The sequence below is a fragment of the Solibacillus sp. R5-41 genome (assembly GCF_002736105.1).
GTDB lineage: Bacteria > Bacillota > Bacilli > Bacillales_A > Planococcaceae > Solibacillus.
Genome location: NZ_CP024123.1, coordinates 2985074 through 3012052 on the forward strand (window position 1 = coordinate 2985074; position 26979 = coordinate 3012052).

The following is a 26979-nucleotide window of genomic DNA, read 5'->3' on the forward strand; positions in this document are numbered from 1 at the left end:
ATAAGGATTATTATAGGGTGTAGTATACGGGAATCTTGAAATTATATAAATTGAGGAACTATAGCATAAATAAAGGAGAGAGTATGAATGAAAAAGAGGGGAATTACGTTTAAAATTAATGACAGAAAATCTGCTTTAGCTGATATTTTAGTTGGGATTGTAGACCCAGATTGGAATTGGTCGATGGGTCCTGGTGAGATTTATAAATTAGAGGTTGGAGAGATTATTAAAATTCTTACAGATAAAAATGATACGCATCCCTCATTTTTAGTGTGGGATATGTAAAACCTAATTACATTTTGTTTTACTTTTGTCTAGATTTTTTCGAGTATGTCCGAAAACTAATATGTATGTTAAAGTGGACATTCTGATTTTTGTGGTAATTTGGTGTGGAATAGTTTATTTTATATCAATCCACACCATGCCACTCCCAAAAATAAACATCCTATAACTAGGTAATATTTTCTTTCTATTCCCACCAGTGCTTAAGTTCTGTGTAGCTTACATCCCAAAGCTTTATATTACCTGTGATCGTAATGGTCATTTTTTTGTATGTATAATAGAGCGGAATTTCCAAGGGTATTTCGATTAATTCGGATTCCATCAAATTCTCTCCATTCGTTTGGAACCTTACATTTCCATCCGCAAGGATGGTCACCTCTCCTTTGAACTCTTCATTATCAGGGATACCAAGGTTTAAATACAGGATTAAATCCTCTTTGCCCTCTATGATATATGTATAGGTTTTGCTATCATTTCCCTCACTACTATATAGGTTGAATTGGGGTTCTATTTTATTACCATCTATAGTGAAGTACGGGAAATTATTTGTTATTGGCTTTGCTCCTGCAATTTCTTTGATAGCATATAAAGGGTGCTCAGAGCTTATCCGTTTCTCCATAGCTTCCGAAACAATCATCACACAAACGAACAATAAAAGGGCCGTCAAGGAAGAAGCAATGAATTTTCTCAAAGTCCATGTTGAAGTGAAGCCCACTTTATATACAATATATCCTATCGTCGCACCTAGCGTATTTGATATAACATCATCTACATCAAAAGTTCCAAGATACAATAAAGGTTGAATCGTCTCCAAACCAAGAATGACGAAAATAAACCACCCTATAAATTTCTTAAAATGTACTTGTGTTAATAAAGGAAATAGGATGCCAAATGGGATAAATGCCGCTATATTTCCAAAATCGTACAGCCAAGAAAAGCTTAAACTAGGGAATTTCAAAGGGACACTTGATGGAATGAGCAAAAATTCATAGCCAGCTTCCATATAGTCATCTCTATGTTCTAGTCGATTAAAGCCTAAAAACATAAAATATAAGGTTAGAACTGTATAAAAAATAGTAACCGTCCTAATTAAATTTTGCTTTTTCATATTTTTACCTCCGCCTACATTATGTTGCTAAATGGGAATTGTACTTTACTCATAGAAGAAAGCGAGGTTAAAAAATTGAATGCATTTTATGAACTGATTAAAGAAGAATTAACTAATTGTTGTTTTTAATACCAAATGTTAATTACAAGGAAAGTTTTGTTCATTCACTTCATATTTTTATGTAAAAAAGTACTCAATAATACGAAATTGGCATATGTAAACGCGGGGAAAGCTTACTAATACGATTTAAATATGGTGTGGAATGATAAAACATTCCACACCATAAACCGCCAAACGATTGGCATTACTGGATTTTTAAATTATTTCGTATCATCCATTTTCAGAACTGCCATGAACGCTTCCTGAGGAACTTCTACTGAACCTACTTGCTTCATACGTTTTTTACCTGCTTTTTGCTTATCAAGTAATTTACGTTTACGTGAAATATCACCACCGTAACATTTTGCAAGTACGTTTTTACCCATTGATTTAATCGTTGAACGCGCGATAATTTTTTGACCAATGGCCGCTTGAACTGGCACCTCAAATTGTTGACGAGGAATTAATTCTTTTAATTTTTCTACGATGACTTTTCCGCGCTCATAAGCAAAGTCTTTGTGAACGATAAAGCTTAATGCATCGACTTGTTCACCGTTTAATAAAATATCCATTTTACTTAATTTCGATGGTTTATAGCCGATTAATTCATAGTCAAATGATGCATAGCCCTTCGTATTTGATTTCAAATAATCAAAGAAGTCGTATACAATTTCTGCTAATGGCATTTCATATTGAATCGAAACACGTGTCGTATCAATATAATCCATACCAATGAAGTTACCACGTTTTAATTGGCAAAGTTCCATAACAGCACCTACGTAATCATTTGGCACCATTATCGTTGCCTTCACGTACGGCTCTTCAATACGATCCGTTTTTTGCGGATCCGGCATCATTGATGGGTTATCTACTTTTAACGTCGAACCATCTGTTAAATGTACCTCATAAATTACAGACGGCGCTGTTGTAATTAAATCAATATTAAATTCTCGCTCGATACGCTCTTGAATAATTTCCATGTGTAATAAACCTAAGAAACCACAACGGAAACCAAAACCTAACGCTTGAGATGTTTCTGCTTCATATTGTAAGGCAGAGTCATTTAACTCTAGCTTCTCTAATGCATCACGTAAATCGTTATATTTAGCTGTATCGATTGGGTAAAGACCGCAATATACCATTGGGTTTAATTTTCGGTATCCCGCTAACGGCGTAGCAGCTGCACGACTACCAGCAAATGTTACAGTATCCCCTACTCGCGTATCTTGTACGTTTTTGATAGAGGCCGTTAAATAACCTACATCTCCAACTGTTAACTCTTGTTGTGGCACTGCTTTTGGTGTGTGGATACCTACTTCTATTACTTCAAATTCAGCACCAGTCGCCATCATTTTAATCTTATCGCCCGCTTTAACTGTACCATTAACGATACGAATCGAAATGATTACGCCACGGTAAGCATCATAAACTGAATCAAAAATAAGCGCTTGTAATGGTGCATCTGGATCGCCAGTTGGAGCCGGTACTTTTTCAACAATTTGCTCTAAAATATCTTCAATCCCAATACCTGCTTTAGCTGATGCCAGTACTGCTTCCGATGCATCTAACCCGATAACATCTTCTACTTCTTGACGGACACGCTCTGGATCTGCGGCTGGCAAGTCGATTTTATTAATAACCGGTAAAATTTCAAGGTCATTGTCTAATGCTAAATAAACGTTTGCTAATGTTTGGGCTTCGATACCTTGCGCAGCATCTACAACTAGAATAGCCCCTTCACATGCAGCTAATGAACGTGACACTTCATACGTAAAATCGACGTGTCCTGGTGTATCGATTAAGTGAAATGTATACGTTTCTCCATCTTTCGCATTATATTTCAACTGTACGGCATTTAATTTAATCGTAATCCCGCGTTCACGCTCTAAGTCCATTGAGTCTAGTAATTGAGACTTCATTTCACGTTGCGTTACGGATTTCGTTGACTCTAAAAGGCGGTCTGCTAATGTAGACTTCCCATGGTCAATATGTGCGATAATCGAGAAATTTCGAATATTCTCTTGGCGTTTTAAACGTTCTTCTCGGTTCATGTATTTGTCCTCTCCTAATTAGAAAAAACACCTATTCTCCATTTACATTCGAGACGGTGTCATTACGTATGTAGATGAATAACTACTTACCTTTTCCACTAAAATACAGCCTCTAGCTCTATGCACAACTGTACAATTGAACGCTAGAGGCTATTTGTCATTTAAATTATACTATGAACCGACGTGAAACTACAACAGTCAACAACAATCCAACAAAATCAAATTTTCTGAAGTAGCATATCAACGTGCTTTTATATCCCTAAAAATGCTTAAATCTCCGTTTCAACGAAAGCTTTCGCAATGGCCTGTGCAAGTACCGCCATCGTTCGCTCTAATTCTTCTTCATTATTTTCGATGCCGCCGAACTCAATTAACAGCATAACGGGCGATAAATCTTGATTATATATCCCATTAACATCTTTCCCTTGTTGTTTAAGAATGCCGCGGGATATGCCAGGTACCATTAGATTTAATTGCTCACTTAGCGCTGTTGCATAAGCTAAATTCGCTTTATAACCGCTATGCTCTGCGCCAACAACAAAAGCAACTTTCGCATAACTTTCCCCATCTCGCACTAAAGTTGTCGCCTCGGCAGGCACAGAATCACGATGCAAATCTAGAACTAAATCGTACTTTTGTTTCGTCAATTGTTCAGCTAAAACAGGTCGCACAATTTTATAAGTTTGATTTAACTTTGCACCATTACCCATCGCATCAAAATCCAGTACACTTGGTGTAATGCCATTTAATTGTAAGTATTGTTTCATCATTTCTTGCATTGAAAAAATATTTGTTTGGTCGTCGTAGTGATCGTACGTTGCCTGTAAGCCTTTTGTTTGCTCTACGATCGGCTTATAAGACTCATGGGAGTGCGTATACAACAGAAGTACATTGAATGGAGTACTAGGTTGTAGCTGTTGTATTGGCGTCTTTTCTAGGTCTGGTTTTGGTTTTGGTTTTGGTTCTGATTCTGGGTCTGTCTCTGGATTTTCATTGACAAGTTCCTCTTCCGAAATGTTTGGTGTCGCTGCATAAACCATATATTTCTGTTCCTCTGGTGCTGTTGCAACTTTGTTATTTGGAAAAGGTAGCTGCCCGATTGCAATTGGCAGTACAAATAAAAATAATAATAAAAAGCTTAAGCGTTTCATTTTTTCCATGTACAACACCCTTTCTCCAATACGATATGGAGATAGGGTGAAAATTAGAACATTTCTCTATTATTTTTTAGTCGCTATGAAAGGAATGTAATACAAGCTAGTTTTGTCCGCCTTGCACCTTGGAAATCCATTCAAACAAGCTTTCACATAATAAATTGGCGTATTGAATTAACCAATAATCGACCTCTTTTGGTGTAACAACTAACCGTTCAGGATGCGTCATAAACACTTCCTCGAAAAGCTGTCGGCGGTCTTCTGTTGTCCAAGATGCCCACTCGCCAAAAATAGGCTCAATCACTTTTAAATCTACTTCTTCATTCGATGGTGTCCAGTTTGTTACAGATAATTTACTAGACGGTTTTCCCTTTTCAGAGATTTTTGCAGCAATCGAACGAAATACCACATCTATTGCGTCTGCTATTAATATTGGTGCCTCTACAACCGTTGGAATTCCAATTGCCGTTACAGGAACTCCTAATTCTTCCTCTGAAATTTCCTTACGTTGATTGCCGACGCCTGCCCCTGGATGGATCCCTGTATTTGTAAGTTGAATCGTTCTGCATAACCTTGCACTTCCGCTCGTCGCTAGAGCATCAATGACAATTACTAATGATGGCTTAATTTGTTCCGTCAATGCCTTTACATAATCACTTGTCTCAAATCCCGTTTGTCCCGTTACTCCTGGTGCATACAAAATAAATGCTGGATTTTGCAATTCCGATTGTTTTTCATGCATGGAATCAATCGTATACGGTCCAATCGCGTCTGGTGTAATGGTCTTATTTCCAAGTCCGATTACTAAAACTTTCGAATCCTCGGTTAGCGGAATTTTTTTATGCAACTCCTCTAACGAGTGAAGCAATGTTTCCTTCATTTGTGAAAAACCATCTTTATCCTCCGTCGATAATGTTGGGATTGAAAGGGTAATGTACGTTCCTTTCTTTTTCCCAATTTGTTCTTCTCCTAGTGCGTTGACATTGACTTTCGTGATTTTAACGCGCTTTTCTTGCCATTCTTCAATTTCAATTCCGCGACTTTGCTCAAGTGTTTCTTTTTGTTGTGCGGTTTGATGTAAAACGACTTCTTCTGACTCATCAATTAAATCCGTTCGATTCCATTCGATATTTTTCATTAAAGCACCTCCATATTGAAGTGTGTTCAAACTGTCAAGTAAATATTCTTTGCATTTATGTATTGCAATTCCTTCAATCCTTTGGTAGAATGATTTTTGTTGTATTGACACATAAAAAGTGAGAAGATACTCAATCTTATACCTACAATTTAGGAGGTGAAAGATATGCCAAACATTAAGTCTGCTATTAAACGTGTAAAAGTTAACGAAAAAGCAAACCTTGCAAACACGCACGCTAAATCAGTAATGCGCTCTACAGTGAAAAAAGCTGAGGTAGCATTAGCTACTGGTGCTGATAACGCACAAGAATTAGTTTTAGCTGCTTCTAAAGCATTAGATAAAGCTGCTACTAAAGGTCTTATTCACAAAAACGCTGCTTCTCGTAAGAAGTCTCGTCTAGCGAAAAAAGCTTAATTTTTATTAATTAAGGTCAACTGTTCTGTATAGAACGGTTGGCTTTTTTCGTTGTTTTTAGATACGCGCTTGACTACATAAAGTGAAATAATCTTCTGTTGATGTAAGTTTTCCATTTTGGATTCTATTAAAGTGTGGGCTCGCGGGCTGGCTAAGCACATGAGCAACACAGCTTTGTTGTCACAAAACTGTACGACTCATCATTGTGCTTTGTGCAAGGCAAACCTTTTGAAAGTTTCGACTTCTAAGCTTTAGCATTTATTGCGGCGCTACCGGCGGCGGTTTCGTCAGTTAGATTTTCATTCAAAAATATTAAGCAACATGCCCATTTTTTAATCAGCGTGTTTTGAACATGCTGCAAAAGTGGGCAAATGATACCTCGCGTATTCGATACATTTAAGCGGCATATTTGACATGATCAAAAATATTACAAAATCAAATTTTGGTGTTGAGCCATTTTTTACACTACAAAAAAACATGAAAACCTCTTTACCTTAAAAGGGTTTCCATGCTTCAGTCATTTTATAGCTGCTTCATTAAAAATAATTCTAAATGACGTTCACGATTGCCACCGGTTGTCTTTAATTGTAAATCGACATTTGCGAGTGTGTACAGTGCTTGTAATAACCGTTGATCCGTTGGGCGATTTCGCTGATTTATAACCATTTGAACACGGTATGGATGCACTTTTAATTGTTTCGCAATTTGTTGTTGGTGATAGCCTTTTTTCTGCAAATAATACACATGAATCATTGTTCGAATATTGTTTGCAAGCAATCCGACTAATTTAATTGGCTCTTCTTTTTGACGCAGTAAATCATGATAGATGATTAATGCTTCCTCTTGCTTATTATTTAAGTACGCATTCAACATTTTAAACGCATCTTGCTCTAATGTTTTTGCAACTAAATCCTCGACAAGTTCCACCGAAATCTCAGGCTCTCCTCCTAAATATAAGGCCATCTTTTCGATTTCCATTTGATGCTGTAACATATTTGGACCGACCATTTCGATTAATTTTTGAATCGCCGCTTCGGTAATCGCCTTCCCGTTTTTTGCAACTTCACTACGAATCCAAGCATTTAAATCATTATTTTGCGGCGTTTCTGCTAGTAACAGCACACTTTTTTCTTTCATGAGCTTCGTTACCTTTTTACGCTCATCCAGTTTTTCATATGGGGCAATAAAAATTGTTACCGTTGTATCGGACGGATTCGCTAGCCAATTTTCAAGACGCTTTAAATCATGCTCTATTTTTTCTTTCCCTTTTTCTGTCGCTTTTAAAAAGGATGTATTTTTGGCAATAATAAGCTTACGTTCAGTGAAAAACGGAATCGTATCTGCTTCATCAATGACATAATCAATCGGCTGCTCATTTAAATCGAATGTCATCACTTCTGTTTCCTCTTCTTTACTGAGCGCTGCTTTTAATCGTTTAATCGTTTCGTCAACGAAATAGGATTCTTCCCCAACAAGTAAATAGACAGGAGCAAAATTCCCTTTTTCAAAACCTTGCCAAATCTTTGTAAACATTTGGAATCCTCCTTTTACTTTTTTGTAAACTCTAGTATACACATTTTTTCGTACAGTGCGAATGTGAATATTTTAAGTCTTTCAGTTGAATGACAAGAATGGAATTATTAGGATTTCATATAGCTTTTTAAAAGGGATTGTCTTATAATTATGGGTGATTAGGAGGGATTACTTATGGCAGGACATCAAGATCCAAATTACGTAACTGAAAACCCATTTGAGGGGCGTGGCCGCGCAATGCAAGGTAACGACTTCCCAGATGCTGGTTATGGTTTCGCAATCGGCGGCGGTTTCTTCATCACAATATTCGTTATTGCGATGCTTGTCGAATTCTTTATTCGATAATTTTCTAACGTGACATATGTCGTGCTTCTTTGTACGAAGTGCTGTCAACCTTTTGTGGATTTCGTGCATTTCCACAAAAAACGGAGCCATTCCTAAAACCACCAGTAAAGTGGACAGGAGTCGTTCCGTTTTTTAGTGCGCTAACTTACCTAAACAATGCGTTTGACGTTTCTACGGTGATTTCAGCCTGTTTAACGACGATTTCTACTGTACCATCATAACCTGTAGTGAAAAACGGTATTCCTTGTGCTTCAAAACGTTCAACCACTTCTGGATGCGGATGGCGGTATCGGTTATTTTCCCCAGCCATAAAAATGGTAAGCTGTGGGTTTGTTAGCTGGACAAATTCTTCTATACTCGACGTTTTACTACCGTGATGCCCTGCCTTTAACAACGTAATATTTTGAAGTATTTGTGGATAGTGCTTCACTAATGCTTGCTCTCCCTCTTTTTCTAAATCCCCTGTGAATAACGCACGAAAATCCCCTTTTTGCACAAGTAATACAAGTGAATCATTATTGCCTTCATACTCCGTTTCCTGTGGCCATAAATAGCGAAAATGAACGCCTGCTTCTTCCCAAAAGTACCCGGCTATTTGTTCTTTTAAAACCATATTTTTTGGCATCAATTCTTCAATAAAATCATTCATTACCGGTTTTGCAATCGAATTGGGTGTCACATGAACTTCCTTCATAATAATTTCGCTCAATATTTCCTCCGCCCCTTCGACATGATCTGCATCGGCATGCGTTAATATAAACGTATCTATTTTTTGAATCCCACGCCCCTTTAAATAAGGTACGACCACTTGGCGCCCCACCTCAAAAGGTTGCTGACGCATTTGCCACGCCTCTTGATCAAAGCGCAGTACCCCTCCCGAATCAATGACAATTACCTGTTTTCGATACGGTAACTCAATGACGATGCAATCCCCTTGCCCAACATTTACAAAGGCAATTTTCAAATCCGGATGAAGATAGAGTTGGGAATGAAAAAGAATTGCTGGAATGAGAATTACGCCTGCGATTTTTATAAATTTCGCGCGGCAATCGAGCAAATAGAAGGCAGAAAGGACACTACAATACAATAAAATGAACCAAAATAGCGACGGTTTTCCAGGATTCCACATTTGCATAATCGGCTGCTGAAAAATAAAAATCAGTTCAGTCAATCCAATTCGCAACGGTTCATAAAGTGAAAAAACAACTGTTGAAATGGGAAGAGGTAGGAAAGTTAACACGAGTAACAACAAATTGGCAGGTAAGATGACAAATGAAAATAGCGGGACAAAAATAATATTGACAAAAAAGGAGGATAAACTAATTTCAAAAAATTGTAATAATAAGAGGGGGTATACGAGTAATTGGCAAACAAACGTAATTAAAAAGGATTGCATCAACCAGCTCGAATAACGCGATAAAATTCGACTGGAGTAAATGAGGCTATACGTTGCTAAATAAGATAACTGGAAACCAACTTGGAAAATGGCTCCTGGTTCGATACATAAAAACGCGATCATACTCATGGATAGCGCATCATCAATTGGAATTCTCACGCGTAAAAAATGAGCAAGCATGACAAGTTCCACAACGTTGACCGCTCGCCATACAGAAGGTGCCCCCCCTGCCATCATCGCATAGAGCGGGAGGATGAGGAGTAAAATAATGCTTGCCATTTCTCTACGTATACGAAAGCGCAGCAGCATTTGAAAAAACAGCCAAGAAACGAGTCCCACATGCAAGCCAGAAATAGCAAATAAATGAGTAATCCCTAACTTTTGATAGGCACGCGTTAACTCCTCATCTACATTTTCTTGTAAGCCAATTATTAAGGCCTGCGCTTCTGCTACAAGGGATTCCGGAAAATGAAGACTTATATGCTCCTTTACTCGGAAGCGTTGCTCGTATATCGGCTGAAGGAAATGGCGGGTCTCTCCGACATACTTGAATGAGGAAATTTCAACAATGCCTCGTGCATTTTTACTTTGCAAATAACGATTCATTGAAAAACCGTATTTATGCGCTGGTAACGAAGGCTCCACTTGCTCTCCTACGACTAAAAATTGCATACCGGCTAGTGATTGCTCAGCTAATCTATCTTTTTCAGGCGAACTCTTAATTTTATAGGTGACATAAACTTTCTCACGCTGCTCGTTCTTCATAAACCCGCGGAGCATCATCCCATTGATTTTGTATTCATCCGTCCATGTCATGACAGCCGGCAATGTAACGGGGTTTTCTAATTTTTGCGTTTCAAAACTAAAATAACTATAAGATACAAATCCTACGCCTACGAGCAATAGGAGATGCATTTTTTGCAGTTTTTTATAACTTGCAAATGCAACTAAAACCACCAATAATAATAAAAGCCTTACCGAATCAAATGCAGCAAGCGCACTAATACAAATCGATAAGGCGTAAAAAATCAAATTATGACTGAACAAGCTTCCCAAATAATTCATGCATCTTCTCCTCAAGAGGGATCAATTCCTCTTGACTAGCACCGAGTTCACGTAGCTTTTTAAACAGTTCAAATGTTAAGGCATATTTCTCATCTTGAAGAAAATCAATTTTTGCTTCATCAAATGGAATATGAGCAACCTGTACATTTGCTTTTTGGAAAAGCTCCATTGCATAAGGGTTATTTTTGTAATCCTTCGCATAATACACATTTTTTATCCCTGCTTGTATAATCGTTTTCGTACAAGGTAAACATGGAAAATGCGTTACATAAAGGTCCGCTCCGTTTGCAGGTGTTCCGTACTTCGCGCATTGTAATAATGCATTAGTTTCGGCATGTACTGTACGCACACAGTGGCTGTCCACAACATAACACCCATTTTCAGTACAGTGCTCGTCCCCTGAAATCGACCCATTATAGCCCCCTGCAATGATACGTTTTTCTCGTACAATCGTCGCCCCGACAGCTAATCTTGTACAAGTACTTCTCATAGCGAGTAAATGACTTTGCGCCATAAAAAATTGATCCCATGTAATACGCTCCATATAAAAACCTCCAAAATTTTCACTTCTCCATAAGTTTAAACGTTGAACCGTCTCGACGCAATGTTAGATGTTTTGGATTAATTAATATCAATTAAGTCTTTTAACTGTTCGTACGTTTTTGCGCCGATTCCAGATACATTTTTTAAATCCTCTATCGTTTGAAAGTATCCGATTTCTGTGCGGTGTTGAATAATGGCCGTTGCTTTGGACGGTCCTATCCCCGGCAAAGTCGTCAGTTCGCTTTCAGTTGCCTGATTAAGATTTACCTTTCCCGGACTTTTTATCGAGGCCGTTGCGCCATTAGAACTCGGCTGATGCGTTTGTATAAGCTGTCCAATGGATTCATTTATTTCCTCGCCCAATTTTGGGATATAAATAACCATTTCATCTTGCAGCTTTTGCGCGTGGTTAATGAGTGCTGGGTTCGCATGCTCCGTATAGCCACCCGCTGCTTCAATTGCGTCGATAATGCGCTCACCCTCTGATAAGGTGTAAACACCAGGATAGGTAACTGCGCCTTTCACATCAATGATGAAAGACTGGATGATAGGGGTGGAAACATTATTTTCGGGAGTACTTACTTCAGGTTGTGTTAATGGGGATTGCTGTGGCTCGCTTGTAAATGGAGAAATTTGCTCAATGGAAGCAGATTGAGATGGTTGGAAAAATAAAAAATAAAGAACACATCCGACGAGGAGTACGCACGGAATGAGCCATTGTTTAGCATACTTTTCTAGAAATGGCTGCATCGAGAAAACACCCTTTCTAACAGGTTTTTATATAGAACTTACTTCCACTATACAAAGACCTGCTCCCATTGAAAAGATAAATTATCCAAACACGCTCAAAGTTCTTTTTTGGCTATATAAATTAAACAAAAAGTTCTATCCTTGTTATGTAAGTTTTCGGTTAGCACAAATCTGTCCGACTCATCTTTGTGCCTTGTGCAAGTCCGGGCCAACGCCGGGATGACCCGAGAATCCAATTGTTTCGTGATGCATCTCGAAACAAGTTAGTTGGAGCCGTGCCCAAGGAAAGCGTCCGGACCGAAATAGAAATCAACTCCCTTCTTTATTGATGAATTTTTAAAAGAGGGATTATTTAGTTCAATTTATATATAAAGAAATCCCCTCGTAAATTTATGCGAAGGGATTTCTTTTTTATTTTACGGCACGGATGAAAATTCTTTCCGATTGTTCTGTCGGTGCTTCCGCGTTCCAATCGGCAGTTATTTCGATTTGCGAAAAACCAATTTCCTCGAGCCAATTTTTATACGTTTCTACTGCAAAGGTACGCTGAAAATGCTCTTCATCAAAACGCTCGAAACAGTCGTTTTCAGACCGTACAAAAAACGTCATTTGATGGTAAACAGAATGCACAAATTGTCCAGGTTCAGTGTGCCAAACATAAGTAATATCCCCATCATCATATGTGAACGGTCCGTCTAAAAAGATTTCATCCATTTTAAACAAAGAATGGACATCAAAAAATAATTGTCCACCTTCTCGCAGGCTCTCAAAAACGCGTTTAAGTGTTTCGACAACTTTTTCTTCGTCCGTCACATAATTAATCGAATCAATCGGAATGATGGCAACGTCTAAATTTTCAAATCCTTCAAGCTCGTCCATCGACATCGCAAAAAGTGGGATGGAAGAGCTAGCCATTTCAATACGGGCAGCTGCAATTGCTAGCATTTCTTCTGACAGGTCAATTCCTGACACTTCATAGCCAGCATCCTTTAGCAATAATGCCATCGCACCTGTTCCGCAACCGATATCTAAAACTCGTTGAAATTTTTCCACAGGAGCATACTGTAAAATCCATTTCACATATTCACTATACTGAATATCTGTCATTAATTCATCGTATACATGTGCAAAACGTCCATAATGATTAGTCATTTTCTAGATTCGGTGCATCCAGTTGAGGTGCATCTCCCCATAAACGCTCTAAGTTGTAGTAAGCACGCTCATCCTTATGGAAAATATGTGCTACAACATCGCCAATATCTACTAAAATCCAACGTCCGCTGTCGAAGCCTTCCATTTTTTTAACGATGAAGCCTTGTTCTTCAGCCTTATCTTTTATCTCACGAGCAATTGCTTGCACTTGGCGCTCTGAGCTACCTTCTGCAATGACAAAATAATCCGCTAATAAAGAAATTCCTTGCAAATTTAAAGCGACGATATCCTCCCCGCGTTTATCATCAATTGCCTTGTACGTGATACTTAATAATGTTTCATTCATTTTTGTTGTTCCTCTCTCACTATGCTATTGTAGCATTCGATTGATAACGGATAGATTGCCTGTCTCGACTCCACTAAAAAGTTTAAAGTATGCGTTACACATGCAATAAATGCTTCCTGTAAATCCAATTTCGCAAGGTGGCGCAAACGGTCGACGCCATCAAATTTGCGATTCGGTTCAATCATATCTGCTACATAAATTATTTTCTCAAATGGGGTCATATGGACACGCCCCGTCGTGTGATAACGAATGGCATTTAATATTTCTTCGTGTTGAATACCAAACTCTGTATGCGCTATCCAAGCCCCAACTGGACCATGTAATATTTCAGCATCCCAATCAAGCAAACGCTCATCCAGTTTTTGATTCTTTACAACGTCCTTCATCCAAGCAACATCAGCAAATTTCGCAATATCATGTAAAATCGCTGCTGTTTCTGCCATTTTTGGATTCTCGCCATATTGCTGTGCCAGTTGAATAGCCGTTTCCATTACACCAATCGTATGAATATATCGCTTTTCCGTCATGCGCCCTTTAATGGCCGCTAACAATTGTTGTCGCTCCATAAAGACCTTCCTTTCGAATAAAAGCTTCCACATCAGGTTGCAATAAAAAATGCAAAGGACCTTTGTGCTGTAATCGATTTCGTATAAATGTTGAAGAAAGATTGATTTCTGGCACTTCTACCATAATGACCTTGTAGTCGGTTTTCGCACTCGATCCTGGACGCTTTACACCGACAAAGTGTACAAGTTCCATTAAATCATCAATATGGTACCAGCTGTGTAAAGAATCAATCATATCGCCACCAATAATAAAGTAAAATTCAGTATCCGGCTCACGTTTGCTAATCGCTTTCATCGTTTCATACGTGTACGAAACACCACCTCGCACCATTTCAAAGTGTTCTACATTAAAATACGGAATTCCTTGAATTGCAAGCTCCACCATTTTAAGTCGCTGCGCATTGGACGCTGAACTAGAAACTTCTTTATGTGGGGCTTGTGCATTGGGCATAAAACGGATTTCATCGAGCTCAAGTGCCGCATAAACCTCATTTGCCATGATTAAATGACCGATATGTGGCGGATTAAATGTGCCACCAAAAATACCGACTTTCTTCATCCCATTCACCTTACTTCGTTACAACTTTTGGTAATACGATTTTTTTGTTATTACGAGATTCTTTATATAAAACGATCGTTAAGCCAATTAGTTGTACTAATTCTGCACGAGTACCTGCTGCAAGTGCCGTTGCTACATCATTTTTGTCCTCTTCACAATTATCTAAAATTCGTACTTTAATTAATTCACGTGCCTCTAAAACTTCGCGTAATTGCTTAATCATCGCATCATTTACGCCACCTTTCCCTACTTGGAAAATCGGGGATAAATGATGTGCCTCAGCACGTAAAAAACGTTTTTGTTTACCAGTTAACATAAAATTTAATTTCCTCCTAATTGCTTCGTTAAACGAGCAATCATTACATTTGTATTTGGGTAGGATTGCAACCAATGTTGATAAGCAATCGCACCTTGATGAACGAACATTCCTAAACCGTTCACAATCGTCGCCTCTTTTGCTTTTGCCGCGTGCAAAAATGGCGTCATTAATGGATTATACACAATATCTGCTGCAATTGCGCCTTTTGGGAATTTTTCTAGTGAAAAAGGCAAATCAAAATCACCCGTTGACATACCCGCTGGAGTCGTTTGAATAAATATTTTAAACGAATCAAGTTGCGCTTCTGCTTCTTTCATCGCCAACGCTTGACCAGTTCCAAGTTCGTCAATAATGAGCTGTGCTTTTTCAACTGTGCGATTTGCAATAGAAATATGACGGTAGCCAGCCATTTGTAAGGCAAAGGCGATGCCGCGTGCTGCACCTCCTGCACCAATTAACAAAATGGGCTCTTTCCTCTGCTGTTCACCAATTACTTCTTCCAATGATCGAACGAAACCAGGACCGTCAGTATTATAGCCTTTGAGCTTGCCTTCGGGTGTTCTGACAACGGTATTGACCGCACCCATTTTTTGAGCAAGCTCATCTAATTCATCTAAAAACGGAATAATTGTTTGCTTATGTGGAATTGTCACATTCCAGCCACTCGCACCTAATAATTTGAGCGACGCTACGGCTTGTGCTAAACTTTCAGGCTTGACGTGTACAGGAATATACGTGGCATCCACATTCGCTTCTTCATACCATGCGTTATGCATTTCTGGAGATTTGGATTGAGCAATCGGATCCCCTATAACTGCAAACCATTTTTTCATAACAACGCATCCTTTTCACATAACATAACAATATAGAACTTAGATTAATGAAGGACGAATAAATACTTCTACCCCTCTAGGTGCATAGGCAGCTATAACAACATTCGCATGCTGCACAGTAATCCAGCCTAAGCCAGAGATCACGACATCTGTTTTCGCTTCTTTAATCGAAAACTCGTGACGTACAAGCTCCGGTAACTTGTCAATATGTGCAGCAGTTGGTGGTGCCAGTAGTTCACCTTTATGTTCAGCGTATAATGAATCTGCACGGTCAAGCTTCGTTCGGTGAATTGGTAAATCATTTGCTACATGCACTGTGAATGCCGCGCGCTCGCCTTGAATAAAATCAAAGCGTGCTAATGCACCTATAAATAATGTTTGTCCAGCATTTTGCTGATACACTTTTGGCTTAATTTCTTTTTTCGGCATAATGTATTTTAATTCACTTGAGTCGATATGATGGGCCATTTGGTGATGATTAATAATTCCTGGTGTATCATAAAGTGACGCACCATCGTCTAAAGGAATTCCAATCATATCAAGCGTCGTACCTGGGAAATGGGATGTTGTAATAATTTCTCCCTCACCCGTTGCTTGCTTAATGATACGATTAATAAACGTCGATTTCCCAACGTTCGTACAACCCACGACATACACATCTTTACCGCAACGATATTCTTCAATCGCTTCAACAACTTCTGCCATTCCTTGCCCTTTGTGAGCAGATACGAGTTTCACATCAATCGGTTGTAAACCTAATGCTTTTGCTTCACGCTTTAACCAATTGATTACTTTCTTTTCCTTTACGGATTTCGGCAATAAGTCTGCCTTATTTGCTACTAATAATACCGGATTGTTCCCTACGAAACGGTGTAATCCAGGTAACCAGCTGCCATTAAAGTCAAAAATGTCAACGATTTTTACAATTAGACCTTGCTGTTGTCCAAGACCATTTAAAATTCGTAAAAAATCATCGTCTGTTAAACTCACCGGTTGGATTTCATTGTAATTCTTTAGACGGAAACAGCGCTGACAAATTACCATTTCTTTTTCTAATGAAGAGGGTGGCGCATAACCTAGCGCATTTGTGTCCTCTGTTTGAATAACTGTTCCACAGCCAATACATTGTGGCATTTCATTCATTAACTTGTTCCTCCTTAAAATCATGCATTGCTCCAAATATAAGAGACTATGCAAACCTTGGCTTTTCCTTATGGATTTACCAAGTTTTCATTCCTTTTCGTTTTAAATCATTGAAGACGCGTCGTTCTACAAAACGATTAAATTTCGTAACGAGACCATCTGATTGTGCTACTGGGCGCACTAAAAAAGTATATAACTTTTGGCGTTTTGCACCCATTACATCCGTTAAGAGCTGGTCTCCAATCATTACGACTTCATGTCGACGAAGACGTAACTGGACAAGCGCCGCATAATATGCCCCGCCTAGTGGTTTTTTTGCACGGTGGATAAATGGAATCCCATGTGGCTCTGCAAAATGTCTTACGCGCTCTTCGTTATTATTCGATGCAATAATAATGCTAATACCTGCCTCACGCATTGATTCAAACCAATTTACTAATTCATCCGTTGCATCGGCACGGTCCCATTCCACTAACGTATTATCTAAATCCGTAATAATCCCACGAATACCTTGTTGCAGTAATTTTTCTGGCGTAATATCTAATACACTATTTACATATTCATCTGGTAATAAAAAATTATACAAAGTCGTGACTCCTTACTAAAATTTATTGCATTCCCTTCGTTCAGTGAATGCAAATATACACTGAACGAAGCAAAAGCTAGCCCCTGGCGGATGTCACAGATTTTGAAGCAAATTCATTTTACTTAGCCTTGCATAAAACAAGACAAAATAAAATTCAAAATCTGGACGCAATTACGTATATGCGTAATTGATTATAGCATAGTTGCAAAGGCTTCTCCCATTTTAATCATTGTCCCTTGTACAACGCGTTCATTGAATTGCACGGCATTTTCTTCAAATAGCATGACAACTGTTGAACCAAATGTAAAATAACCTACTTCTTCCCCTTTTTTCCAAGTCGTTGTCACATTCGTTAATTCAATTGAATTAACAAATGTTGCCCCTACTTTTATAAAAGCGGTCGTCTGCTCGCCGTTATATTCGATTTCGCTTATCATACGATAATTATGACTAAGAGGTTTCTTTCCGAATGTTAAACCCATTTGATTGACTGGATACGATTTTCGTCCGAGTACGTATTGTCGCTTTACATGCCCATCAATCGGGCTATGTATACGATGATAATCAGCTGGACTTAAATAAAATACAATATATTGACCGTTTTCGTAACGCTTTGCCTGTGTTTCATTTCCTAACAAGTCCATTAGTGAATACGGTTTATTTTTAACGGTAAACGTCATTCCATCCACGATTTTACCGAATGCTTCAATTTTTGCATCGACCGGACTAGTAAAAATGTTCGACTGTTGATCAAGCGGTCGCGCATCTTCTTTTAGGTGGCGCGTAAAAAAATCATGCAAACTTAAAAATTGTTCGCTAGATTTTGAAACTTCTTCTAGATTAATCTCGTATAGATTACTATAACTTCGAATTAATTTTTTACTCGCAACAGACTGAACTGCTAATTGTAAAATTTTCGAAGATGTTTTACCATTAGAAAGTTCTATTAAACTTTGATATAATTTTTCTTTCATCCATAGACCTCCAATGTTGTATTATCAATTACGCCTCGGCGTAATTGCGTCCAGATTTTGAATTGTGCCTAGGCCTGCGTGATGCAGGTGAGTTAGCCGTTGTCGCATGGATGCGACGAACTTAGGCTAACATCCTAAAATTAACTCTCATCAAAATCTGTGACATCCGCCAGAGGCATTATCTTCGTGCAGAGAGTGTTTAAACGCTCTCTGCACGAAGATAAGCGGTATAAAGTTAAATTATATAATGTATAGACGTTATTGGAAAGTGTCTATATATTTAGACTCTTACCTTTTTCGAGATTTCCAAGTATAATAGAAAAATAGTTACTGAGCAAAGGAGTGTTCCGATGTTTCTACTTCAAAAAGTCGATTCAACAGTTAAAAAGATGAAGGCAAATGCTGCCAATATTATTACGATTACAAATATGTCATTTGGTGGCGCTGCGATTATGGCTACACTAAATGAATCCTATAGTTATAGTGTACTATTAATTTTTATCGCTGCATTTTTAGATCGTTATGATGGCAAGGTCGCACGCAAATTCAATCAAGAATCCGAGCTTGGCAAACAGCTTGATTCTATGGCGGATATTATTTCATTTGGTGTGGCACCCGCATTATTAATGTATGAGATGGCATTAACAGATTATGGTGTTACAGGTATGATGATGGCTGTTATGTATATCGCGGCAGGAGCATTGCGCTTAGCACGCTTTAATGTCATGGATTCAACAGGGTACTTTGTAGGACTACCAATTACAGCAGCAGGTACATTGTTGACATTTTCTTATTTTTTTACAGATATATTTTCAGCAATGTTTTATCTGATTTTATTCCCTGTTCTAGCCGTATTTATGGTCAGCACATTTACGTTAAAAAAAGTGTAAGAGCAAATTGCTTCTTACACTTTTTTTCATTTCTCCTCGAATTTCGTCATATACTGTCGAAAAGACGAAAGGATGTATCGCTTGAGCGCTCTAGTTACTTCTTTCCTTCAGCTTTGGCTTGAGATCCCTGCACTGCTTGGCTATTTAAAAGGGCAGGCATTTTATAAGCCACTCTCACGTGAAGAAGAGGCCACAACAATTGCCCGCTTTATTGAAGGCGATGACCAAGCACGAATTGAATTAATCGAACGTAACATGCGATTAGTTGCCCATGTCGTGAAAAAATTCCATCCATCCCACGAGCTCCTTGATGACTATATTTCAATTGGTACAATAGGTTTAATGAAAGCGGTAAGTAGCTATACACCGGATAAAAAAACACGCCTTGCTACGTATGCAGCACGCTGTATTGAAAACGAAATATTAATGCATTTGCGCGCGCAAAAAAAAGTGCAAAAAGACGTTTCTCTATTTGAACCAATTGGCACCGATAAAGATGGGCAATCACTCCAAATTCGTGATTTACTTCAGCTTGAAGAACCTTCTGCCATTGATCATATTGAACAAAAAGAACATTTTGCACAGCTTTACCAATATTTAAATACATTGGAACCGCGCGAATTAGAGATTATATCATATCGTTACGGGTTACAAAATTTTGATCCGCTTACGCAAAAGGAAATCGCAAAACATTTGAATATTTCAAGAAGCTATGTTTCGCGCATTGAAAAAAGGGCGCTCATCAAACTGTATCAACAGTTTAAGCATAATGAGCGGATGGAGCATTAGAAAAACATAACACGCCAACAAAAAAGGTTGCCTCTTGAATGGCAACCTTTTTCGTTAAAGCTATTGGATTATTATGAGTTAGAATGAATAACTACAGACTAATCTGTTTCTTCACTTGTTTCAGCAAACATAATTAAACCTGCAATTGTTGTAATACCTACCGCGATTGACATTAAAAAAACCATCTGATTTGCCTCCTTAAAAACGAAAGTATGTACTCTCATTGTACCCTAACATTTTATAAAAAAACTTACTGTGAATTTTTTAACAGTTATCCATCCAATTAATGAAAATATCTTGAAATCAATTACGCCTCGGCGTAATTGCGTCCAGATTTTTTCGAGCTCGCACGAAAAACTCCCCCAAAAAATCTGTGACATCCGCCGGGGCTTAACTTGATTCAGCCGGGTTTTGCTGAAACAAGTTATAGCTTTGTGATGGCATTTAATACAATTTCAGTCGAATGTTTTGCGGCTACAGGTAAAAATTCATCAAAGCTAATGTTTGATTCTTTACCCGCAATATCCGATAACGCACGAATGACAACGAAAGGTGTATTAAACTGATGGCATACTTGTGCAACCGCAGCTGCTTCCATTTCTACAGCCTTCATTGTTGGGAAATCTTTGCGGGCAGCCTCGACACGATCTGGATTGCTCATAAATACGTCGCCAGAGCAAATTAAGCCCACCCCGTATTGATGTTCACTTAGCTCTGTAACGGCTTGCTTAGCGATTTCCATTAGCTTGGCATCTGATTTATAAGCAGCTGGCATCCCCGCCATTTGTCCAATTTCATAGCCGAACACTGTAACGTCCACATCATGATGGCGAACTTCATCTGAAATAACGATGGCACCGACTTCTAATGCAGTATCAAAACCACCAGCAGAACCTGTGTTGATCACGACATCTGGTTTGAATTGTTGTAATAAAATCGTTGTAGACATGGCGGCATTTACTTTACCAATCCCGCTTTTTAATAATACAACGTCCTTGCCTTCATAAGTACCCGTTGTATACTCACTATTTGCAATTGAGATCGTTTCGGTATTTTGCAATGCACCACGTAATAATTCTACTTCTTGTTCCATAGCACCGATTACAGCAATTTTCATAAATTTCATTCCTCCAGTTTTTCTAGCAGTATTCTTAAAATAATAAACTCTCGATACTTCGTCAAGGTAAAGCTATGAAACTATCTTTTTACAGAGTGTTTCCTCTTTAAGTAATTTCCATAAAAAACTTCCGCTCATTTAGCAATCCTAACAAGAATTCTTATGCGGTGTGGCTAAGTTAGACCTTGCCACAGGACGTGGCGACTTTAACCTGAGTTCCTCTATTAAAGTGTGTAATTCTACCGCTTTATGAATGTGGTGCGCCGCTACCAGTGGGAGGCGGCGGATTTTTATTTAGACTTGTCTATTGAAACTTCGCGTTAATATCAGATAAAAATCTAACTCCTGCTCAATTATATTACTATAATCCTTCTAACGTATTTAACACTTCATACTGTATTGGTTTCCAGCCTTCATTGTCCATCCATTCAATACTAACACGGTATATTTTCTCTTTATCTTTCGAATAGACGACTGCAATAGCCGATTGCGCATTGCCGTTATTTCGAACACTCCATACAAAACTATTTTCTTGTTCGATATCAAGGATACTAAAAATGGCCTTTAATTTTTCTTCGTAATCAATATGCCCTTTTTCAAAAATTGAAACATGATCACCAGTTTGCGCAGTCGGATAGGCTTGCCAACTTGCATTCGTGTGTACTTCCTTTACATTTGGATCTGCGGAAGATGTCACTATCGAATTCGAAAGTTCATCATCTTGCTCGTGATCTGCTACTTGCTCTTCATCCTCTTCAGATTGTCCGTCAGTTGGTTTCGTTGGCTGCTCCTTACCATCCCCACCTTGACCTTCTTCATCTATTAATGGCTTGTCTGCCTGTTGTTGCTCTCCTGCTTGGTCATTGGGCTCTCCATCTCGTGAAATAATCCAACCTAGCGTCACAACAATTAAAACCGCTACGACTACGATTAAATAATTTAACATTTTATCCATTTTGTAAAATTTGGATGTTTTTGATTTTTCTTCGGTATATTGTGCTCGTGTTTGAAACCGTCTTTTTCGTTCCACCCAATCACCTCCAATATTTGTTTCATTATTTTATCATAAATCAATTTCACCTTGGTGGAATTGCGTCCAGATTTTTTTCGAGCATGCTCGAAAAACTCCTATAAAAAATCTGTGACATCCGCCGGGGGCTTAATTTGATTCAGCTTGGGTTAAACCCTAACTAAATGAAGGGCATTCTTGGCATTTACCCCACTTATAGAAAAGGAGGACTTCTGCTGAAGCAAATTAAAGGCAGTTAGCCAAGATTGCTAACTGCCTAATAATTATTTAATTTCTAAAATAACTACTTCCATTTCGCCACCTGGTGTTACTAGTTTTACTACATCGTCCACTTTGTGACCCATTAATGCTTTCGCAATCGGTGAGTCATTTGAAATCTTACCTTCGATTGGATCTGCTTCCGCTGAACCAACGATGATATAGCTTTCCTCAAAGTTTGCACGCTTACCTTTAATTAACTCATCAAAAGTAACCGTTTTTCCTAATGAAACCGCATTGCTCGTCCCATCTTCGGTAATGATAACAGCGTTGCGTAACATATGCTCGATTGCAGAAATACGACCTTCAACAAATCCTTGCTCTTCTTTCGCTGAATCATACTCTGAGTTTTCCGATAAGTCCCCAAAGCTACGAGCTACTTTAATGCGCTCTACTACTTCAGGACGTTTTACTGTTTTTAAGCTTTCTAATTCTGCTTCTAGTTTTTGTTTCCCCTCGTTTGTCATAGGGTACTGTTTTTCGTTTGACATAATTCCCACTCCTTAGTAAATACTCGAAAACTTCCGTTGCACTCTATCTTTTTATGCAATCGGTTTCTTTTTTAGTAATAATAAAACCGCGCACGTGCTTCAACTAATGCACAAACGCACTACCAACAAACGTTGATATATTTTAACTTGCTTCAGCAGAATTCGTCCACTTCAATAGGTGGGGCGAATGCCAAATATACCTTTAATTCAGTGGGAGTTCAAACCCCGGCTGAATCAAGTTAAAGTCCCGGCGGATGTCACAAATTTTTAAAGGAAGCTTTTCAAGCGCGCTCGATAAAATTTGGACGCAATTACGCCGTGGCGTAATTGCGTTCATAAATAGTAGAAAACCCGACTACTAGTTCATACTATGTGCAAAAAGCCGAATATAGAAGGCATTTTGTACAGTAATTACTAGCACCCGAATTTCACTAATACTTATATAATTGACATTTGAACTTGTCAAATGAAATGAAAATATTGTAAATACTAACTCATCATATTACACAATTGAATCAGATTCAAGAATTGTTTTTATTTTCGTTACCATTAGATCAATTGCCACGTTGTTTCCGCCACCCTCTGGAATGATGACATCTGCATAACGTTTTGTCGGTTCTATGAACATATTATGCATTGGACGAACCGCTGATAAATATTGGTCGATTACGGAATCCGCCGTACGTCCACGCTCTTTAATATCGCGTTGAATACGACGAATAATACGTAAATCCGAATCTGTATCGACGAAAAGCTTAATGTCCATTAAATTACGTAGGCGTTCATCTTCTAATACAAGGATACCTTCAATAATGATCACATCTTGTGGTTCAATAGCAATTACTTCATCAGAACGTGTGTGGTTGACGTAATCATAGACCGGCTTTTCGATTGCTTTGTAATTCAGTAATTCATGAATATGCTCGATTAATAAATCTGTATCAAATGCTAAAGGATGGTCATAATTTGTTTCAAGACGTTGTTCAAATGTCATATGACTTTGATCCTTATAATAATAATCTTGTTCAATTACAACAACTGAATGCTCACGGTAGACATCGTAAATGGCTTTCGTTACACTCGTTTTACCCGAGCATGAACCACCCGCAATCCCGATAACAACTGGACGCTTTTTCATTTACTTATTCTCCTTTCGCATCATATCAAGTTTTGAAACTGGACGATCTACTTTAAATTTCACAATTTGTAATGGGTGACGCGCGACATCTAACTCTTCGCCTTCTTCATCCCAAAGTTGTCCGACAGTTAGCTCAAATGTTTCCATGCTTGGACCGAAAAATTCAATTGTATCTCCCGGCTTAAAGTAGTTACGTTGCTCTAATGTGACCATTTGTGTTTCCGCATCGTAATCCAATACAAGACCTGCGAAGTCCCATTTCATTTTATGTGAATGGAAACCAAACATTTGTTGCTTGTAGCTAGGTTCGCCTTCAAAGAATGATGAAGCGGTAGCACGGTTTGCACATCGGGCTAATTCTTCCATCCATTCTTTTTTAATCTTGAAGTTTTCAGGGTCAGCACAGTAAGCATCAATTACTTTACGGTACACAGAAATAACCGTTGCTACGTAGTGAATTGATTTCATACGCCCTTCTACTTTTAATGAATCAATGCCTAGCTCGATCATATGTGGAATCGATTCAATTAATTTTAAATCTTTCGGGCTCATTGCGAACGGTGCTTCACCTTCATTAAACAACGCCACTTCTTCCCCGTCATTGTTTTCATATAAATCATAGTCCCAACGACAAGATTGGCAGCAGCCACCACGGTTAGAATCACGTGCTGTCATATGGTTTGATAAGGTACAACGACCTGAGTACGCAATACACATCGCACCGTGTACGAATGCCTCAATTTCGACATCCACTTCTTCTTTCATTTTGAGCATTTCTTCTCCGCCAACTTCACGGGCAAGGACGACACGCTCTAACCCTTCATCTTTCCAATACTTTACAGCTTTCCAATTCGACAATGATTGCTGTGTTGAAAGGTGAATTTCTAGTTTTGGTGCGACTTTTTTACATGTTTCGATAATTAAAGGGTCCGCTACGATAATTCCTTTTACACCAGCCCCTTGAATTCCTTGTAAGTACTCTTCAAGACCGGCCATATTTTCATTGTGCGCAAAAATATTCGTCGTTACATAAATAACCGCACCATATTTTTCGGCGAATTCAACGCCTTCTTTCATTTCTTCAATCGTGAAGTTACCTGCATTTGAACGTAAACCGAATTCTTGTCCACCAATAAATACAGCATCTGCTCCATAATGCACTGCTACTTTTAATTTTTCTAAGCTTCCCGCTGGTGCTAAAAGCTCAGGTTTTTTCGTGATGACTGTTTTACCGTCCACTGTTGCACGGATTTTTTCGTTTTGAATTAATTGAAGCATCTGTTACGCTCCCCTTCCTAGTATACTGTCTCTTTGTAAATGAATCCTGTGTCCAGTGGGCGTAAAGCTGGCTGAATGGCCTCGATTTGCTCAAATAACTCAGATTTAATGTCCTCGTATGCATCTTCACCTTGGTCAAAGTAAGCATCAATTGCTTGACGATATAAATTCGTTACCGTTACGACATAGTCAAATGTTTGAAGTACCCCATCGATTTGCAATGAATCAATACCTGCCTCGAATAGTTCATTTAATTCCTCGATAATGCACATATCATTTGGTGAGAAGATGTGTGTCCCGTTGAGATCTTCATAAATTGGGTATTTATTTTTACGCTCTTTATCATGTAGAAACATATTTTTTTGGTCTTTACGGTTTTCAATTTCCATTGCTTCGTCGCGGTATAAGAAATAATTTCCAAGCAACGAACGCTTCGATTGGAACATACATGTCATACCGTGCACTTGCACTTGAATTTCATTCGCTGTATTTTCTTTAATTTCAATAACTTCTTCTACTGAAAGCTCACGCGCTAAAACGGCACGCTTACTGCCACGCTCGCCCCAATAATTTACTTGGAACCAGTTTGTCGCTATCGTTTCAGGGCTCCAATGTAGGGGGATTGTAATCCCTTGCTCACGAGCCGACATCACAACTGCTGGATCACCGAATAATAATGCGTCCACGCCAATTCGTTGCATTTCTAATACATACGCATCTAATGCATCGATACGGTCATTATGGAAAATCGCGTTCACTGCGACATATACTTTTTTACCTGCAGCATGAATGATTGCTGTTGCTTCTTGGACTTGAGCTACCGTAAAGTCTCCAGCTAAACGTAGGCCAAATTTTTGTTCACCTATAACAAATGCATCCGCACCTGCTTGTAGTAATGCTTTTATATGTTCCACCGATTGTGGCGTTACTAATAATTCTGGTTTTTTCACCTTTCGTCACCTCTTCAAACAAATTAACAATCCATCGCCAACTGGGAAAAATGCGCTCGTATAATCAGGATGCGTCATAATCCAGTCCGAAAACGTTTTTAAGTTACGGATCATTGTTCTTTTTCTTCTCGGTACTTCTTTAATATCTAAGTCTGAAAGTCCGTGCATATACATATTATCGATATATAATACGCCACCCGATGGTACGAGCGGTGAATATTTTTCGAAAAACTTTAAGTACTGGCCTTTCGCGGCATCAATAAAAACGGCATCAAAAGTAGATTGAATCCCTTCAAGTTCTACCTCTAACGCATCGCCCTCAATTACCTGTATGCGATTTGCTTCTGTTGATCTCGCAATAAACGCTTTCGCATGTTGAACACGCGCCTCATCTCGCTCTATCGTAACGATCTGACATTCTGGCAATGCTTGTGCCATACGTATTGCGGAATAACCGATTGCTGTTCCGATTTCTAATATGCTCTTCGGCTTTTGAATACGCAATAACTGATTCAGTGATTCAATACCAGCTAATTGCATAATTGGCACATGATTTTCCTGTGCAAATTGCTCCATCTCCAGCAGTAATTCATCACGATCCGAAATGAAAGAGGCAATATACGTATCTGATAATTCCATTCGTCAAACCCCTTTTAGCTGTTTGTAGGTACTTCTTTTTTTA

The 26979-nt window shown here is 38.6% G+C and carries 30 protein-coding genes; 5 read left to right on the forward strand and 25 right to left on the reverse strand.

All coding sequences use genetic code 11. The features are described from left to right. Positions 1–87: 87 nt before the first annotated feature. Entirely contained in the window at positions 88–285 is a 198-nt protein-coding gene (locus CSE16_RS14770) for a hypothetical protein (protein ID WP_099424609.1), read from the forward strand. A 184-nt stretch (positions 286–469) separates the two neighbouring features. On the opposite strand, the gene CSE16_RS14775 is transcribed toward CSE16_RS14770, so the two are convergent. The 4 genes from CSE16_RS14775 to gpr form a co-directional block, all read right to left on the reverse strand. Then, positions 470–1390 carry a VanZ family protein gene (locus CSE16_RS14775; RefSeq protein WP_099424610.1) on the reverse strand — a complete coding sequence of 307 codons (921 nt, stop codon included), beginning with the start codon at positions 1388–1390 and terminating at the stop codon, positions 470–472. A 320-nt stretch (positions 1391–1710) separates the two neighbouring features. Further along, complete coding sequence (gene lepA, locus CSE16_RS14780; protein ID WP_099424611.1) at positions 1711–3540, reverse strand: translation elongation factor 4; 1830 nt, start codon at positions 3538–3540, stop codon at positions 1711–1713. A gap of 269 nt (positions 3541–3809) precedes the next feature. Further along, positions 3810–4700 carry a stage II sporulation protein P gene (spoIIP, locus tag CSE16_RS14785; protein WP_253896098.1) on the reverse strand — a complete coding sequence of 297 codons (891 nt, stop codon included), beginning with the start codon at positions 4698–4700 and terminating at the stop codon, positions 3810–3812. Positions 4701–4797: 97 nt separating this feature from the next. Then, a complete protein-coding gene (gene gpr, locus CSE16_RS14790) occupies positions 4798–5832 on the reverse strand; it encodes a GPR endopeptidase (protein ID WP_099424613.1) in 1035 nt (344 codons plus the stop codon). Between the two features lie 165 nt (positions 5833–5997). Between gpr and rpsT the strand changes: the two genes are divergently transcribed. Further along, entirely contained in the window at positions 5998–6246 is a 249-nt protein-coding gene (gene rpsT, locus CSE16_RS14795) for a 30S ribosomal protein S20 (protein ID WP_099424614.1), read from the forward strand. Positions 6247–6768: 522 nt separating this feature from the next. On the opposite strand, the gene holA is transcribed toward rpsT, so the two are convergent. After that, complete coding sequence (gene holA, locus CSE16_RS14800; RefSeq protein ID WP_099424615.1) at positions 6769–7779, reverse strand: DNA polymerase III subunit delta; 1011 nt, start codon at positions 7777–7779, stop codon at positions 6769–6771. A 174-nt stretch (positions 7780–7953) separates the two neighbouring features. Here holA and CSE16_RS14805 point away from each other — a divergent pair, with 174 nt between their 5' ends. After that, on the forward strand, positions 7954–8124 hold the full coding sequence (locus CSE16_RS14805) for a YqzM family protein (RefSeq protein WP_099424616.1): 171 nt from the start codon (positions 7954–7956) through the stop codon (positions 8122–8124). A 145-nt stretch (positions 8125–8269) separates the two neighbouring features. On the opposite strand, the gene CSE16_RS14810 is transcribed toward CSE16_RS14805, so the two are convergent. From CSE16_RS14810 to CSE16_RS14865, 12 genes are all read right to left on the reverse strand, one after another. Further along, positions 8270–10585 (reverse strand): DNA internalization-related competence protein ComEC/Rec2, encoded by a 2316-nt coding sequence (locus CSE16_RS14810; RefSeq protein WP_099424617.1) that lies wholly within the window; start codon positions 10583–10585, stop codon positions 8270–8272. After that, positions 10554–11129, reverse strand: a complete 576-nt coding sequence (locus CSE16_RS14815) for a ComE operon protein 2 (RefSeq protein WP_099424618.1) — start codon at positions 11127–11129, stop codon at positions 10554–10556. The genes CSE16_RS14810 and CSE16_RS14815 overlap by 32 nt, the downstream gene beginning before the upstream one ends. 77 nt (positions 11130–11206) lie before the next feature. Beyond that, positions 11207–11878 carry a helix-hairpin-helix domain-containing protein gene (locus CSE16_RS14820; RefSeq protein WP_099424619.1) on the reverse strand — a complete coding sequence of 224 codons (672 nt, stop codon included), beginning with the start codon at positions 11876–11878 and terminating at the stop codon, positions 11207–11209. A gap of 411 nt (positions 11879–12289) precedes the next feature. Continuing rightward, complete coding sequence (locus CSE16_RS14825) at positions 12290–13030, reverse strand: class I SAM-dependent DNA methyltransferase (RefSeq protein WP_099424620.1); 741 nt, start codon at positions 13028–13030, stop codon at positions 12290–12292. Then, positions 13023–13376 carry a ribosome silencing factor gene (gene rsfS / locus CSE16_RS14830; RefSeq protein ID WP_099424621.1) on the reverse strand — a complete coding sequence of 118 codons (354 nt, stop codon included), beginning with the start codon at positions 13374–13376 and terminating at the stop codon, positions 13023–13025. Before rsfS ends, CSE16_RS14825 begins: the two co-directional genes overlap by 8 nt. Continuing rightward, positions 13373–13942, reverse strand: coding sequence for a bis(5'-nucleosyl)-tetraphosphatase (symmetrical) YqeK (gene yqeK / locus CSE16_RS14835; protein ID WP_099424622.1), 570 nt, complete (start codon positions 13940–13942; stop codon positions 13373–13375). The genes rsfS and yqeK overlap by 4 nt, the downstream gene beginning before the upstream one ends. Next, entirely contained in the window at positions 13911–14501 is a 591-nt protein-coding gene (locus tag CSE16_RS14840) for a nicotinate-nucleotide adenylyltransferase (protein WP_099424623.1), read from the reverse strand. The genes yqeK and CSE16_RS14840 overlap by 32 nt, the downstream gene beginning before the upstream one ends. 10 nt (positions 14502–14511) lie before the next feature. Further along, positions 14512–14817, reverse strand: a complete 306-nt coding sequence (gene yhbY, locus CSE16_RS14845) for a ribosome assembly RNA-binding protein YhbY (RefSeq protein ID WP_099424624.1) — start codon at positions 14815–14817, stop codon at positions 14512–14514. A 5-nt stretch (positions 14818–14822) separates the two neighbouring features. Continuing rightward, on the reverse strand, positions 14823–15653 hold the full coding sequence (gene aroE / locus CSE16_RS14850; RefSeq protein WP_099424625.1) for a shikimate dehydrogenase: 831 nt from the start codon (positions 15651–15653) through the stop codon (positions 14823–14825). Positions 15654–15692: 39 nt separating this feature from the next. After that, positions 15693–16796, reverse strand: a complete 1104-nt coding sequence (gene yqeH, locus CSE16_RS14855) for a ribosome biogenesis GTPase YqeH (RefSeq protein ID WP_099424626.1) — start codon at positions 16794–16796, stop codon at positions 15693–15695. Positions 16797–16872: 76 nt separating this feature from the next. Further along, positions 16873–17382: a YqeG family HAD IIIA-type phosphatase gene (locus CSE16_RS14860; RefSeq protein WP_099424627.1), complete on the reverse strand. Its 510-nt coding sequence runs from the start codon at positions 17380–17382 to the stop codon at positions 16873–16875. Between the two features lie 191 nt (positions 17383–17573). Continuing rightward, positions 17574–18356, reverse strand: coding sequence for a phosphatidylserine decarboxylase (locus tag CSE16_RS14865; RefSeq protein ID WP_099424628.1), 783 nt, complete (start codon positions 18354–18356; stop codon positions 17574–17576). Between the two features lie 350 nt (positions 18357–18706). Here CSE16_RS14865 and pssA point away from each other — a divergent pair, with 350 nt between their 5' ends. Then, the gene (gene pssA, locus CSE16_RS14870) at positions 18707–19246 is read left to right on the forward strand and encodes a CDP-diacylglycerol--serine O-phosphatidyltransferase (RefSeq protein ID WP_099424629.1); all 540 of its coding nucleotides are present in this window, start codon (positions 18707–18709) and stop codon (positions 19244–19246) included. Positions 19247–19327: 81 nt separating this feature from the next. Beyond that, complete coding sequence (sigK, locus tag CSE16_RS14875; protein ID WP_099424630.1) at positions 19328–20035, forward strand: RNA polymerase sporulation sigma factor SigK; 708 nt, start codon at positions 19328–19330, stop codon at positions 20033–20035. Between the two features lie 98 nt (positions 20036–20133). Here sigK and CSE16_RS22080 read toward each other — a convergent pair whose 3' ends face one another. The 8 genes from CSE16_RS22080 to CSE16_RS14910 all read right to left on the reverse strand — a co-directional run bounded on the left by CSE16_RS22080 (position 20134) and on the right by CSE16_RS14910 (position 26936). Further along, positions 20134–20259, reverse strand: coding sequence for a hypothetical protein (locus CSE16_RS22080; protein ID WP_256376297.1), 126 nt, complete (start codon positions 20257–20259; stop codon positions 20134–20136). A gap of 200 nt (positions 20260–20459) precedes the next feature. Beyond that, on the reverse strand, positions 20460–21152 hold the full coding sequence (gene mtnN / locus CSE16_RS14880) for a 5'-methylthioadenosine/S-adenosylhomocysteine nucleosidase (protein WP_099424631.1): 693 nt from the start codon (positions 21150–21152) through the stop codon (positions 20460–20462). 361 nt (positions 21153–21513) lie between these two features. Next, on the reverse strand, positions 21514–22182 hold the full coding sequence (locus CSE16_RS14885) for a YrrS family protein (protein ID WP_099424632.1): 669 nt from the start codon (positions 22180–22182) through the stop codon (positions 21514–21516). A 263-nt stretch (positions 22183–22445) separates the two neighbouring features. Then, entirely contained in the window at positions 22446–22931 is a 486-nt protein-coding gene (gene greA / locus CSE16_RS14890; RefSeq protein WP_099424633.1) for a transcription elongation factor GreA, read from the reverse strand. 502 nt (positions 22932–23433) lie between these two features. Further along, a complete protein-coding gene (gene udk / locus CSE16_RS14895) occupies positions 23434–24069 on the reverse strand; it encodes a uridine kinase (protein ID WP_099424634.1) in 636 nt (211 codons plus the stop codon). After that, positions 24070–25347 (reverse strand): peptidase U32 family protein, encoded by a 1278-nt coding sequence (locus CSE16_RS14900; protein ID WP_099424635.1) that lies wholly within the window; start codon positions 25345–25347, stop codon positions 24070–24072. 17 nt (positions 25348–25364) lie between these two features. Then, positions 25365–26297 (reverse strand): peptidase U32 family protein, encoded by a 933-nt coding sequence (locus tag CSE16_RS14905; protein ID WP_099424636.1) that lies wholly within the window; start codon positions 26295–26297, stop codon positions 25365–25367. A 6-nt stretch (positions 26298–26303) separates the two neighbouring features. Then, on the reverse strand, positions 26304–26936 hold the full coding sequence (locus tag CSE16_RS14910; protein WP_099424637.1) for an O-methyltransferase: 633 nt from the start codon (positions 26934–26936) through the stop codon (positions 26304–26306). Between the last annotated feature and the right edge of the window lie 43 nt (positions 26937–26979).

Coding starts and splice junctions, on each gene's coding strand:
- CSE16_RS14770 (WP_099424609.1), top strand. CDS start 88: ATGAAAAAGAGGGGAATTACGTTTAAAATTAATGACAGAAAATCTGCT.
- CSE16_RS14775 (WP_099424610.1), bottom strand. CDS start 1,390: ATGAAAAAGCAAAATTTAATTAGGACGGTTACTATTTTTTATACAGTT.
- lepA (WP_099424611.1), bottom strand. CDS start 3,540: ATGAACCGAGAAGAACGTTTAAAACGCCAAGAGAATATTCGAAATTTC.
- spoIIP (WP_253896098.1), bottom strand. CDS start 4,700: ATGGAAAAAATGAAACGCTTAAGCTTTTTATTATTATTTTTATTTGTA.
- gpr (WP_099424613.1), bottom strand. CDS start 5,832: ATGAAAAATATCGAATGGAATCGAACGGATTTAATTGATGAGTCAGAA.
- rpsT (WP_099424614.1), top strand. CDS start 5,998: ATGCCAAACATTAAGTCTGCTATTAAACGTGTAAAAGTTAACGAAAAA.
- holA (WP_099424615.1), bottom strand. CDS start 7,779: ATGTTTACAAAGATTTGGCAAGGTTTTGAAAAAGGGAATTTTGCTCCT.
- CSE16_RS14805 (WP_099424616.1), top strand. CDS start 7,954: ATGGCAGGACATCAAGATCCAAATTACGTAACTGAAAACCCATTTGAG.
- CSE16_RS14810 (WP_099424617.1), bottom strand. CDS start 10,585: ATGAATTATTTGGGAAGCTTGTTCAGTCATAATTTGATTTTTTACGCC.
- CSE16_RS14815 (WP_099424618.1), bottom strand. CDS start 11,129: ATGGAGCGTATTACATGGGATCAATTTTTTATGGCGCAAAGTCATTTA.
- CSE16_RS14820 (WP_099424619.1), bottom strand. CDS start 11,878: ATGCAGCCATTTCTAGAAAAGTATGCTAAACAATGGCTCATTCCGTGC.
- CSE16_RS14825 (WP_099424620.1), bottom strand. CDS start 13,030: ATGACTAATCATTATGGACGTTTTGCACATGTATACGATGAATTAATG.
- rsfS (WP_099424621.1), bottom strand. CDS start 13,376: ATGAATGAAACATTATTAAGTATCACGTACAAGGCAATTGATGATAAA.
- yqeK (WP_099424622.1), bottom strand. CDS start 13,942: ATGGAGCGACAACAATTGTTAGCGGCCATTAAAGGGCGCATGACGGAA.
- CSE16_RS14840 (WP_099424623.1), bottom strand. CDS start 14,501: ATGAAGAAAGTCGGTATTTTTGGTGGCACATTTAATCCGCCACATATC.
- yhbY (WP_099424624.1), bottom strand. CDS start 14,817: ATGTTAACTGGTAAACAAAAACGTTTTTTACGTGCTGAGGCACATCAT.
- aroE (WP_099424625.1), bottom strand. CDS start 15,653: ATGAAAAAATGGTTTGCAGTTATAGGGGATCCGATTGCTCAATCCAAA.
- yqeH (WP_099424626.1), bottom strand. CDS start 16,796: ATGAATGAAATGCCACAATGTATTGGCTGTGGAACAGTTATTCAAACA.
- CSE16_RS14865 (WP_099424628.1), bottom strand. CDS start 18,356: ATGAAAGAAAAATTATATCAAAGTTTAATAGAACTTTCTAATGGTAAA.
- pssA (WP_099424629.1), top strand. CDS start 18,707: ATGTTTCTACTTCAAAAAGTCGATTCAACAGTTAAAAAGATGAAGGCA.
- CSE16_RS22080 (WP_256376297.1), bottom strand. CDS start 20,259: ATGAGAGTACATACTTTCGTTTTTAAGGAGGCAAATCAGATGGTTTTT.
- mtnN (WP_099424631.1), bottom strand. CDS start 21,152: ATGAAAATTGCTGTAATCGGTGCTATGGAACAAGAAGTAGAATTATTA.
- greA (WP_099424633.1), bottom strand. CDS start 22,931: ATGTCAAACGAAAAACAGTACCCTATGACAAACGAGGGGAAACAAAAA.
- udk (WP_099424634.1), bottom strand. CDS start 24,069: ATGAAAAAGCGTCCAGTTGTTATCGGGATTGCGGGTGGTTCATGCTCG.
- CSE16_RS14900 (WP_099424635.1), bottom strand. CDS start 25,347: ATGCTTCAATTAATTCAAAACGAAAAAATCCGTGCAACAGTGGACGGT.
- CSE16_RS14910 (WP_099424637.1), bottom strand. CDS start 26,936: ATGGAATTATCAGATACGTATATTGCCTCTTTCATTTCGGATCGTGAT.